This is a genomic window from Dokdonella koreensis DS-123, assembly GCF_001632775.1.
Classification (GTDB): Bacteria; Pseudomonadota; Gammaproteobacteria; order Xanthomonadales; family Rhodanobacteraceae; genus Dokdonella; species Dokdonella koreensis.
The window spans coordinates 3,414,651-3,426,747 of sequence record NZ_CP015249.1; the positions used below are offsets into that span (position 1 = coordinate 3,414,651).

Annotated in this window: 8 protein-coding genes; 5 read left to right on the top strand and 3 right to left on the bottom strand. The window is 72.2% G+C overall.

The window, feature by feature from the left end:
• Positions 1 to 157: 157 nt before the first annotated feature.
• Both ggpS and I596_RS13915 read right to left on the bottom strand, forming a co-directional pair.
• On the bottom strand, positions 158 to 2,476 hold the full coding sequence (gene ggpS, locus I596_RS13910) for a glucosylglycerol-phosphate synthase (protein ID WP_223303835.1): 2,319 nt from the start codon (positions 2,474 to 2,476) through the stop codon (positions 158 to 160).
• Positions 2,477 to 2,626: 150 nt separating this feature from the next.
• A complete protein-coding gene (locus tag I596_RS13915) occupies positions 2,627 to 3,889 on the bottom strand; it encodes an MFS transporter (RefSeq protein ID WP_067649161.1) in 1,263 nt (420 codons plus the stop codon).
• A gap of 112 nt (positions 3,890 to 4,001) precedes the next feature.
• Between I596_RS13915 and I596_RS13920 the strand changes: the two genes are divergently transcribed.
• Entirely contained in the window at positions 4,002 to 6,356 is a 2,355-nt protein-coding gene (locus I596_RS13920) for a winged helix-turn-helix domain-containing protein (RefSeq protein ID WP_223303977.1), read from the top strand.
• A 19-nt stretch (positions 6,357 to 6,375) separates the two neighbouring features.
• Here I596_RS13920 and I596_RS13925 read toward each other — a convergent pair whose 3' ends face one another.
• Positions 6,376 to 8,268 (bottom strand): DUF7453 family protein, encoded by a 1,893-nt coding sequence (locus tag I596_RS13925; RefSeq protein ID WP_067649168.1) that lies wholly within the window; start codon positions 8,266 to 8,268, stop codon positions 6,376 to 6,378.
• A 282-nt stretch (positions 8,269 to 8,550) separates the two neighbouring features.
• Between I596_RS13925 and I596_RS13930 the strand changes: the two genes are divergently transcribed.
• The 4 genes from I596_RS13930 (at position 8,551) to I596_RS13945 (ending at position 12,066) form a co-directional block, all read left to right on the top strand.
• Complete coding sequence (locus I596_RS13930) at positions 8,551 to 8,874, top strand: FmdB family zinc ribbon protein (RefSeq protein WP_067649171.1); 324 nt, start codon at positions 8,551 to 8,553, stop codon at positions 8,872 to 8,874.
• An 83-nt stretch (positions 8,875 to 8,957) separates the two neighbouring features.
• A complete protein-coding gene (locus I596_RS13935) occupies positions 8,958 to 9,515 on the top strand; it encodes a DUF3011 domain-containing protein (protein ID WP_067649174.1) in 558 nt (185 codons plus the stop codon).
• Between the two features lie 134 nt (positions 9,516 to 9,649).
• The gene (gene aspS / locus I596_RS13940) at positions 9,650 to 11,419 is read left to right on the top strand and encodes an aspartate--tRNA ligase (RefSeq protein ID WP_067652005.1); all 1,770 of its coding nucleotides are present in this window, start codon (positions 9,650 to 9,652) and stop codon (positions 11,417 to 11,419) included.
• On the top strand, positions 11,416 to 12,066 hold the full coding sequence (locus I596_RS13945; protein ID WP_067649177.1) for a lipase family alpha/beta hydrolase: 651 nt from the start codon (positions 11,416 to 11,418) through the stop codon (positions 12,064 to 12,066). The genes aspS and I596_RS13945 overlap by 4 nt, the downstream gene beginning before the upstream one ends.
• The last annotated feature ends 31 nt before the right edge of the window (positions 12,067 to 12,097 follow it).

A 12,097-nucleotide genomic window follows, 5' to 3' on the forward strand; every position in this document is an offset into this window, starting at 1 on the left:
TCTTGGATGGCTTGCGATATCTGCGCACGAGCGCACGCGCTCCGAGTACACCAATCGATTCCGATCGAGCACCCATCTGCATTTCGTCCCGCCGAAGCCCGGGCATGCGGATGGACTTCGCGCGTTCCCGATCGCGCGCCGCACACTGCGGCCCGCTTCAGGCCGATGCCCCGACGACAGCGTCCCGCTCGGCAGCTGCCAGGAACTCGCGTCCCCAGCGCTCGATGTCGTTGTGGCAGACGATCTCGTACATCTGCCGCAGGCGGCTGCGCGCCTCGTGCCGGCGCAGCCCGATCGCATGGCGGACCTGGGTGAGGAGATCGCCGATGTCGTGCGGATTGGTCAGCAGCGCGCCCTTGAGCTCGGCGGCCACGCCGGCGAACTCCGACAGCAGCACGATGCCGCTGCCCTTGCTCGCGCCCTGCACCGCCACGTACTCCTTGGCGACCAGGTTCAGGCCGTCGCGCAGCGGCGTGATCCACATGATGTCGGCCACCGCGTACCAGGCGACCAGTTCCTCGAACGGCAACGGCCGGAAGAAGAACTGCAGCGGCGTCCAGTGGACCTGGGAGAACCGGCCGTTGATCCGGCCGACGACCTGCTCGATCTGCGTCTGCAGCTCGCGGTAGATCACCATCCGGCGCGAGGCCGGCACGCAGACGACGGTCAGGCTGATCTTCCGGTGCAGTTCCGGCGAGGTCTCCAGCAGCCGTTCGTAGGCGAGCAGCTTCTCCAGCGTGCCCTTGGTGTAGTCGAGCCGCTCCACCGAGAACAACAGGCGCCGACCGCCGAGCGAGTCGCGCAGCGCCGCAATCCGCTGCGCCGCCTCCGGCGTGTCCAGCAACCGCCGCACGCGCGCCACGTCCAACCCGACCGGATGCGCGCCGAGCCGGACCTCGCGCCCGCCGGCCTCGATGCGGTGGCTGTAGCGGTCCAGGCCCACCGCGCAGCCGTAGGTCAGGAAGCGCGGGGCGCAGCTGGTGCGCGCGAGCGTCTTGACCGGCAGCGCGCCGCGCGCGACGTCGACGAAGTTCTCGACCTGGCGCGGGATGTGGAAGCCGATGTAGTCGCATTGCAGCAGGCTGCCGACGATCTCGCGCCGCCACGGCACGACGTTGAACACGTCGGCCGACGGGAAGTGCGTGTGGTGGAAGAACGCGATGACGAGGTCCGGGCGCAGCTCGCGCAGGAACGCCGGCACCATCCACAGGTTGTAGTCGTGGATCCAGACCGTCGCGCCAGGTGCCGCTTCTGCCGCGCTGGCCTCGGCGAATGCGCGGTTGACGCGCAGGAACACCTGCCAGTGGTCCTCGCGGAACTGCGCCCGTTCCCAGAACGTGTGCAGCAGCGGCCAGAACGCCTCCTTCGAGAAGCGCCGGTAGAAGATGTCGATGTCCGCCTCGTCCAGCGGCACCAGCGCGGTGCGCAGGCGCGGGTAGCGCTCGCGGTCGACCGCCGGGTGGCTCTGGTAGTCCGGATGGTCCGGCGACCGGTCCGACCAGGCCACCCAGGCGCCCTCGCGGCCGTCGGCGAAGAACGACAGCAAGGTCGGGATGATGCCGTTCGGCGACCGGTGCGGCCGCCGGACCAGGCGCCCGTCGACCTCGGTCTCCTCGTACGGCAGGCGGTGGTAGACGATGACCAGCCGCGACTTGCCTTCCGGCACGCCGGGTTCGGCGGCCAGCGTGCGGGCGTCGAGCAGGTCGAAATGGGCAATGGCTTCGAGGATGCCGCCACAGCCGGGCCGTTGCGCGTGCAGGACGTGGCCCAGGCCGCGGGTCGCCTCGACCAGTCCGTGCTCGGCCTCGCCGACGCAGACGCCGTTGAATCCCTCGCGGTACATCGACAGGTCGTTGAGCGTGTCGCCGGCCACCAGCACCCGGCCGGGCGCGACGCCCAGGTACTGCACCAGCGCGCGCAGCGTGTGTCCCTTGTCCACGCCGCGGGGCAGCACGTCCAGGTAGCGGCCCGCCGAGAACAGCAGGTCGCAGCCGATCGAGGCGACGATCGCGCGCAGTTCCCGGTCGACCGCCTGGGCCTCGCAGAAGTACGAGCAGCGCCGCTGCTGCGGCACGTCCTGCCGCAGCAGGCCCGGATGGTCGGCGACCGCGCTCGACACCGGCTGCTCACCGGGCCACAGCGACTCGATCGCGCCCTGCAGCGGCTGCACCGCCTGCAACGTCTCCCCGTCCACCACCGTCGCACCGACGTCGCAGATGATGTAGTGCGGCCGCGGCAGCGTCGGGTCGGCCAGCAGCGGCAGGACCGCCTCCAGGCCGCGGCCGGTCACGTAGACCAGGGCGATGTCGGTACGGCGCGTGATGGTCTGGTAGAGCTGCTGGCGATCGGCGACGTCGCCGGCGAGGAACGTGCCGTCGAGGTCGGTCGCCAGCAGCAGGGCCGGCGGCTCATGCAACCGTGGCGGCGCTGCTGCAGTAGCGAGTGAAGAAGCCTGGATGCCGATGTCGATCGTCAAGGAACGAACCTCCTGGTCTGTAGCGGTCCGGTCGGTCCGTTCCGGGACCGGCGGCCACTGGCGATCCGGACGGCGGCATGCCGGCCGGAACCGGCGTCTCCGTTCGCCGGCGTGCCCCGGAGCGATCCGGGCAAAACGGTGGTGTCGCGTTCAGGCCGGCGGCCGGGCGCGCTCGGCGGCAGGCTCGCTGTCGTGCGCCGCCGGCATCAGCTCCAGCGCGGTCGGTGTCGTACGCAGCATCGGCAGGAAGCTGGCGTCATGCGCGCTCTCGCCTTCGCGGATGCGGCGGCGCCAGCCGACGTAGAGCGCCATCGCACCGAACACGACAGCGGCATATGCGAGCAACGCGCCGGGCTGGCCGCTGCGCGTCATCGCCGCGCCGGCCAGGCCCGGCCCGATCGCCGAAGCCACGCCGTGGACCAGCAGCAGGCTGCTGCTGCCGGCCAGCACCTGGTCCGGTGCGATGCGGTCGATCAGGTGCGCGACGCTGAGCGGATACACGGCGAACGAGAGGCCGCCGAACGCGAACATCGCCGCAAAGGCCGCGGCGTGCCCCAGGCCGGCCGCCAGCGGGACCAGGACGGCGGCCAGCGCCGCGACCGCACCGACGGCGGCGAGCACGGAGCGGCGGTCGCGCCGGTCCGACAGGCGCCCCAGCGGGAACTGCAGCGCGGCGCCGCCGACGATCGTCCAGCCCATGAAGCTGGCGACGCCGGCGGGGTCCAGGCCGAGGTCCGCCGCGTACAGCGGCCCCAGCCCCCAGAACGCGCCGAGCGCCAACCCCGAGGCCAACGTGCCGACCAGCGCCGACGGCGCGGTGCGGTAGAGCGCGCGCAGGCCGATGCGCGGCACCGCATGCACGGCCGGAGGCGACAGGCGGGTCCAGGCGACCGGCATCACCGCCAGCGAAACCAGCATCGAGACCACCGCGAACAGCACGAAGCCACCGGCGTCGGCCACGCGCAGGAACTGCTGGCCGAGCGCGAGGGCGCCGAGATTGACGAGCATGTAGGCCGAGAACACCTGGGCGCGGCGGGCCGGCGGCGAGGAGGCGTTGAGCCAGCTCTCGATCACGGTGTAGAGCACCACCAGCAGCGCGCCCACGCCGATGCGCAGCAGCAGCCAGGCCAGCGGCCAGACGAAGATCGCGTGCGCGAGCGTCAGCGCCGCGGTGCCGGCGGCGCAGAACGCGAAGCTGCGGATGTGGCCGATCCGCCGGATCAGCGCGGGCGCGAAGAAGGTCCCGAGAAAGAAGCCGACGAAGTAGCCGGACGTGATCAGGCCGATCGTCTGCGCGCTGAAGCCTTCCAGCTCGCCGCGCACCGCGAGCAGCGTGCCGAAGAGGCCGCTGCCGAGCAAAAGAAGTCCCACGCCGCCGAGCAGCGCGGACAATGGGGCGATCAGCGCCAGCATCAGTCCGTCGTCGGTAGGTCGGCTTTTACCCTAACACGACTTGCTGCGATGCGTCATGTCGTGCGGCGACGCGAGCGTGGTCTTGGCGGCGGCCGCACGCTACCCTCGCGTGATGATTCCGCGTGTCTATCGATTCGGGCAGTACAGCGTAGATCCGGCAGCGCGCGAGCTGCGGCGAAACGACGAACTGGTCATCCTCTCGCCGAAGGTGTTCGACTGCCTGACCTGGCTGATCGAGCATCGCGAGCGCGCGGTCGGCCGGGACGAGCTGGCCGCCGCCGTCTGGGGCAAGGCCGACGTGGCCGATACCCAGCTCGTGCAGGCGCTGCTCAAGGCGCGGCGCGCGATCGGCGATTCCGGCGAGGAACAGCAGCTGATCCGCACGATTCCGCGCTTCGGCTATCGCTGGGTGGCACCGGTCGAGATCGTCGCCGAAGACGAAGGTGCCGCCGCACCCGAGGCGCCGATGCCGGTCGAAGCGCCGCCGAACCGGACCGCGACCGCGACCGCGACCGCACCGCGCCGCCGTGCCGCATGGCGCTGGCCGGCCGTCGCGGCCGCGGTGCTGGCCCTCGCGGCCGGTTCCTCGTTCCGCGACCGCGCGCCGCCGCCGAGCGCGGCGGCGACCACGCCGCAGGCGTTGACGGTGGTGCTGCCGGCCGACGTCACCGCCGACGAGGAATGGGGCTGGCTGCGGCTGGGCGCGATGGAGCTGATCGCGCATCGGTTGCACGGCGCGGGCCTGGCCGTCGTGCCGAGCGACAACGTCGTCGCGCTGGTGCACAAGGCGCCGGACGCGGAGGCGAAGGTGCGCCAGGCGATCGATGCGCGCTGGGTGGTCGCGCCGTCCGCGCAGCGCATCGCCGGCGGCTGGCGGATCCGTCTCGCGCTGCACGGCCCGGAACGCGAGCTTCGCGAGGTCGAGGTGCACGGCGTGGAAGCGACCGCGACCGCGCGCGAAGCGGCCGATCGCCTGCTCGCCGTGCTCGGCGTCACGGCCGTGCAGGACGGATCGGCCTCCGCCGATGCGTACCTGGCGCGGATCCGCGCACTGATGCTGGCCGGCCAGCTCGAATCGGCGCAGACCCTGGCCGATGCCGCGGCGCCGGCCGCTGCGGCATCGGCCGAACTGCGGCTGCTGCGCGCACAACTGGCGTTCGCGGGTGGCCGGTTCGAGGCCGCGCGCACCGCCTTCGACGCGCTGCTGGAGGCGATCACGGCCGACGACGATCCCGTGCTGCGCGCACGCGCGCTCAACGGCCGCGGCGCGACCGCGATCCGGCTCGAGGCGCCGGCCGCGGCCGAACGCGATTTCGACCACGCCCTGGCAGCACTGGGCCGCCACGGCGAGCCGGCGCTGGCCGGCCAGGCCTATACCGGGCGCGGCGTCGCGCGTGCACTGCAGGACCGCGACACCGATGCACGCGACGATTTCGCGCGTGCGCGCATCGCGCTCGGCCTGGCCGGCGACACGCTGGCGCTGGCGCGGCTGGACACCAACGAAGGCGCGCTCAGTGCGCATCGCGGCCGGCCGGCCGAGGCGCTGGCGAGCTTCGTCGGCGCGGCGGAGCGCTTCGAACGGTTCGGCGCGATGGACGAATGGGCCGGCGCGCTGGTCAACCAGATCCAGGCGCGACTGGCCCTGCTGCAACCCGCCGCCGCCGCGGCGGCGGCCGATCGCCTGAACGCGCAGGCGGGACGGATCGCCAATCGCTCGACGCAGCGCCTCGCCGCGTACTGGAGCGCGCATGCCTGGATGTCGGTCGGCCGGATGACCGAAGCGCGCGCACGCCTGGCCGCCCTGGCCGAGGCCGGCGACCTGCCCGACGACACCGCGGTACCGATGCTCGCGCGCGGTGCGCTGGCGCGGATCGCGCTCGCCGACGGACAGCCGGGCAGCGCCGCGCGCCTGTCTCTGGAGGCGGTGGCGGCCGCGGCGGTGACGCCGCGCGACGGCCTGTCCGGCGATGCCTGGTTGACGCTGATCCGCGCGCAGCGGCGCCAGGGACAGCGCGCCGACGCCGCCCAGGCGCTGCAGCGTTTCACGCAGTGGGCCCGCACGCAGGACAGTCCCGCGCTCGCGATCAGGACCCGTTTGGCGCAGGCCGAGCAGGCCTGGAGCGAGGAGCAGCGCGAGGTGGCCAATCGGGCCTATGCCGATGCGCTCGGCATCGCCGAGCGCGGCTCGATTCCGGCGGACGTCGCCGCCGTCGCCATCTCCTGGGGCGACGCACTGATCGACCGCGGCGACCTGGAGACCGCCAGCGCGGTGGCCGGTCGCGTCGCCACCTGGGCCGGCTCGGACTTCACCTGCGCGCTGCTGCAGGCGCGCCTGTATCGCGCGCTCGGGCACCTGGACGCGTGGCGCACGGCGATGGACCAGGTGCATCGCCTGGCCGGCGAACGGCCGGTGCCGACGGCCTTGTCGGCACGGCCCGACGGACTGGTGGCGGCGGTCACGCGCTGACCGCCGCCCCGCCCCGCATTCAACCGGCCGGATCGAAGCCGTTCGCGAACAGCGTGTCGTCCGTGCCTTCGCAGGAGAGCGGATACCGATAGCCGCCCGCCGGCTGGGCCGGATCGTTGGTCAGCAGCGTCAACTCGCCGTGCACCGGGCCGACCTGCGTCGGCGCGCAGCGCACCTCGATGTCGGGCTGGCCGTCGGCCGCCACGCCGGCCGCGAACGGGCCCGGCTCGACGAGGCGGACGACGAACGCCGGATCGTCGGCCTGGGCATGGTTGACACGCAGGTCCGAGTCCGGCGCCGAGCCGACGCCATCCGGATTGGCCAGGTCGACGCCGAGCGGCGCGGAGAGCGTACCGGCCGGCACCGCACCGAACGCCAGCGCGGTGCCAGGTGCCGGTGCGGCAGCCAGCGCCGGTGCGCCCTCGCCGCAGGCCTCGACGACCATCTGCGTGGTCGCCTGCCCCGGCAATCCCGGCGTGCCGGCGCCGATCCGCGCCTGCCGCTGATTGTTGAGCGTCGGCCAGCCGTCGAGCGAACCCCAGCTGCCGCCGAGCGGCGTCGGCTGCGCCTGTTCGGCGAGCAGCCGCAGCGAGCCGTCGGCACGGCTCAGCACGATCGCGCCACGTTCGCTGGAGTCGGGGCGCAGGATCGTCGTCGCCAGCAGCAGGTCGCCCTGGTCGTTGAGCGCGGCCAGCGGATTGCGCGAGAACGCCAGGCTCCACACCTGCCCGGTGTCGATCGGATCGTAGAACGCCAGCGCACGCCGCCACTGGCCCGGCTTGCCGGTGACCCAGGCCGAGCCCGGACCGCCTGCGATGTCGGAGAAGAACGCCAGCTCGCCGGCGTTGTTCAGCAAGGGCGCCTGCAGGCCGATGTAGGTGCCGCCACCCGGCACCGGGTCGCCCATCTGGACGACCCAGCTGTGCGTGCCGTGGTCGCTGATGAACAGACCGGCGGATGCGATGCCGCCGCTGACCTCGCCCCGGAACGCGACCTGGCCGCGATCGTTGATCGCCGGTACCGGACCGCCGGGCACTTGGGTGCCGTCGACCATGCCCCACGACTCGGTACCGATCATCGTGAAGGTACCGCCACCCGGCGCCGGATCGCCGGCGGCCACGTACTTGGACAGGACGCCGTCGCGCCAGATCAGCGCGTCCGCGTCGAGCCGGCCGTCGGTCGACGCCAGCAGGACGACGTCGCCGGCGTTGTTGAGGCTGCCCGGACCGATGCCGGTCAGCATCCCGCCGAGCGGCGAAGGCTCGCCCACGGCAGCGATCTTGACGAAGCGCGCCGCAGCCGCCTGATAGAGGAACAGGCCGCGTGGATGCGGCGCTCCATGGAGGTCGGCCATGAACAGCACGTCGCCGGCATCATTGAGGTCGGGCGTACCCCAGGTCTCCCCGAAGAAGCCGCTGAAACGTCCGCCGCCGGGCGCGAGGTCGCCGCAGTCGGACGTGGCCCCGCTGCCGCCGGGGCCGCCGCAGCCCATCGCGACGACGTCCAGACCCGCCGGGCCGGCGACGAAGACGCCCTGGTTGCGCGCCGCGCCATCCACCTGGGCGAAGAAGGCAATGCGGCCACGGTTGTCGATCGTGGTCGAGCGCATGAAGGCCGCAGCCACCAGCGTGCCCGACTCGCCGGCCGGCAACGCCTGACCGTGCCAGGCGCGCGATGCCGCGGCGCAGACCGGCGGCGCACCGGCCTGCGGCGCAGTGGCCGGTGCGGTCCAGCCCAGCGGCGACGGCACCGCCCGGCGCGCGGGCACCGCAACGCGCGTGCCATCCGCACGCAGATCGGTCACGCTGCCGGCCGGACCATCGTGCTGGCGCACCGTCTGGGCCGCGGCGCCGGACAGCGCGCAGGCCAGGAGCCATCCGGTACCGAGCCGGATCGAGTGGCGGGCTTTCATCGTCTTGCTACTCCCCATCGTGTTGTGTGGAACGAAGGCACCGATTCGGGCCGCAGCCGCGCAGTGCGCGTCGCGCCGGTGGTCGACGGCCCCATATTGCACGGCGCAGCTCCGGGCGACGCTCCCGAACGGCTTCCGCAAGCCTTGCGCGAGGCTTCCGGGCCGTTGTCCGGCTGCTTCCGATCGGCTGCGCTGGCTCGCGTGGCCCATCCGGACTTGCTTTTTTCTGAGGCGCCCGCATGCTGCCCCGCCGTTGCCGACCTGCGACGAGACCGTACCGACATGCCGATCTACGAATTCGAATGCCCCACCTGCGGCCACCGCTTCGACCGCCTGCAGAAGCTCTCGGACCCCGATCCCAGCGACTGCCCCGACTGCGGACGCCCCGGCGTGCGCCGCCGCGTAACGGCGCCGGCGTTCCGGCTCGCCGGCAGCGGCTGGTACGAGACCGATTTCAAGAAGGACGGCGACACCAAGCGCAACCTGGCCAGCCAGGATGCCGCGCCCGCCGCCGCCCCGTCGGCCGATACGGGGGCCAAGCCGGCCGAGTCCAAGCCGGCGACGACCGCAGCGGAGCCGGCCAAGCCGGCGAAAGCCGCCGATTGATGCGCCGATCTGCCACCGTTCAGGCCTCATCCGACTAGAATTGGGCGTCATTGCCGCAACAGTTCAGTACAGGAGAGGGGAACATGCTGAAATCATTCTTTGTCGGTCTGGCCGGCGCGGTCGCGCTGTTGCTGGCGTACACGCCGGCCCACGCCCAGCGGCCCGGCGGCCCGGGCTACGGGCAGGAGCAGGTCCGCTGCGAAAGCCGCGACCATCGCTACCAGCGGTGCGGCGTCCAGTGGCGCGATGCGCAGATCGTGCGCCAGCTGTCCAGCACGCAGTGCCGCAAGGGCAGCAACTGGGGCGTGGACCGCGGCGGCCTGTGGGTCGACCGTGGCTGTGCGGGCATCTTCGTGGAGGCGGGCTACCGGCCCGGTCCCGGCGGTGGCCACGGCCCGGGCGGCGGTGGCTGGACGCCCGGCGGCGACTGGGACCGCGACATCCGTTTCACCTGCCAGAGCCGCGATCGCCGCTACAACTTCTGCAGCGTCGACACCGGCCGCGGCAGCGAAGTGCGGATCGAGCGCCAGACCTCCGAGACGGCCTGCATCCAGGGCCGCACCTGGGGCTGGAACCGCGCCGGCGTCTGGGTCGACCGCGGCTGCTCGGCGGTCTTCGTGGTCCAGCGCCGCTGGCGCTGAGTCCCCGCCCCCCGCCGAACGAAGCGCCCGCCGATCCGGCGGGCGTTTCGTTTGCGGTGCAGCATGAACGGCTATAGCATTCCGCGCCCGGCCGTTCAGCGGAGCGGCCGCTGCCTACCTTGCTGGAGCACTGCATGCGCAGCCACCACTGCGGCCTCGTCGACGAGGCGCTCGATGGACAAACCGTCACCCTCTGCGGCTGGGCCGATACCCGGCGCGACCATGGCGGCGTCATCTTCATCGACCTGCGTGACCACGAAGGCATCGTCCAGATCGTCATCGAGCCGGACAACGCCGCCGCCTTCGCGGCTGCCGAGGCGGTCCGCTACGAGTTCTGCCTGCGCGTCACCGGCCGCGTGCGTCCGCGCCCGGCCAGCCAGGTGAACGAGCGCCTGCGCACCGGCCGCATCGAGATCCTGGCGGATACCGTCGAGGTGCTCAACGCCGCGGCGCCGCTGCCGTTCATGCTCGACGACGCGGTCAGCGAGGACATGCGCCTGCGCTACCGCTATCTCGACATCCGCCGCCCGGAGGTCCAGCGCCGGCTGCGCCTGCGCACCAAGCTGGTCTCGGCGCTGCGCCACTATCTGGATGCCCGCAGCTTCCAGGACATCGAGACGCCGATCCTGACCAAGGCGACGCCGGAAGGTGCGCGCGACTACCTGGTCCCTTCGCGCGTGCACCCGGGCGAGTTCTTCGCACTGCCGCAGTCGCCGCAGCTGTTCAAGCAGCTGCTGATGATGGCCGGCATGGATCGCTACTACCAGATCGCGCGCTGCTTCCGCGACGAGGACCTGCGCGCCGACCGCCAGCCGGAATTCACGCAGCTGGACATGGAGTTCGCGTTCGTCGAGGAGCGCGACGTGCAGGATTTCGTCGAGCCGATGATCCGCCACGTGTTCCAGGAGGTGGTCGGCGTCGCGCTGGCCGCTCCGTTCCCGCGGATGACCTATGCCGAGGCGATGCGCCGCTACGGCTCGGACAAGCCCGACCTTCGCATCGCGCTGGAGCTGGTCGACGTCGCCGAGCACGTCCGCCATGTCGACTTCAAGGTGTTCAGCGGCCCGGCCAGCGATGCCGGCGGCCGCGTCGCCGCCCTGCGCCTGCCCAAGGGCGCGGAGCTGACGCGCAAGCAGATCGACGACCTCGGCCCGCACGTCGCCAAGTACGGCGCCAAGGGCCTGGCCTGGATCCGCGTGGACGACCTCGCCAACGGCCGCGAGGGGCTGACCTCGCCGATCGTCAAGTTCCTGGACGATCGCGCGATCGACGGCATCTTCGCGGCGGTCGGCGCGCAGACCGGCGACGTCATCTTCTTCGGCGCCGGCCCGTACGCGACGGTCAGCGCCTTCATGGGCGCGCTCCGGCTCAAGCTCGGCCACGACCTGGGCCTGGTCGAGGACGCCTGGAAGCCGTTGTGGGTCGTCGATTTCCCGATGTTCGAGTTCGACGCCGAAGCCAACCGCTACGTCGCCCTGCACCACCCCTTCACGGCGCCGAAGATCGACGACGTGGCCGACCTGCGCGCCAATGCCGCATTCGCGGTCAGCCGCGGCTACGACATGGTGTTGAACGGCAACGAGATCGGCGGCGGCTCGATCCGCATCCACCGCCCGGACATGCAGAGCGCCGTGTTCGACCTGCTCGGCATCGGCGCGGAAGAAGCGCAGGCCAAGTTCGGCTTCCTGCTCGATGCGCTCAAGTACGGGGCACCGCCGCACGGCGGCATCGCATTCGGCATCGATCGCATCGCCGCGCTGATGGCCGGCACCGACTCGATCCGCGACGTGATCGCCTTCCCGAAGACCGCCAGCGCGCAGTGCCTGCTGACCTCCGCGCCTTCGCCCATCGCCGAGGCCCAGCTGCAGGAGCTGCACATCCGGGTCGTCAAACCCACGACATGATGGACGGCGGCCACGTCATCCTGCTGCACGGCCTGTGGATGCGCAGCCTGACGCTGCTGCCTCTCGGCCGCCGGCTGCGCGAGGCGGGCTTCGACGTGGAGACGATGGACTACGCCAGCACCCTCGGCGGCCCGGAACGCGCGGCCGAGAAGCTGCTTCAACGCATGCACGCCCATCGCGGCAACCTGCACCTGGTCGGCCACAGCCTCGGCGGCCTGATCGCGCTGCGTGCGCTGGCCGCGGCCCGAAGCGGGCAGGCCGGCGGGGACGGCCGCGTCGTCTGCCTGGGCTCGCCGCTGTGCGGTAGCGCGGCGGCCCGCAGCCTCGCCCACTGGCGCGGCGGCCGCTGGCTGATGGGACGCAGCACCGACCTGCTGTGTACCGGCCTCGAGCGCTGGGACGGCCCCAACGCCGTCGGCGTCGTCGCCGGACGGCTGCCGCTGGGCCTGGGCTTCGTGCTCGGCCCGCTGGCCGGCGATCACGACGGCACGGTGTCGGTCGGCGAGACGCAGCTACCCGGCATCGCCGACCACCGGACCGTGCCGACCTCGCATTCGGGCCTGCTGCTGTCGCGCGAAGCGGCCGACCAGACGATCGCCTTCCTGCGCAGCGGCCATTTCCTGCCGCCGCGGCAAGCGGCCGCCTGATAAAATTCGCAGCCGTACGAGGCAGCAGCGG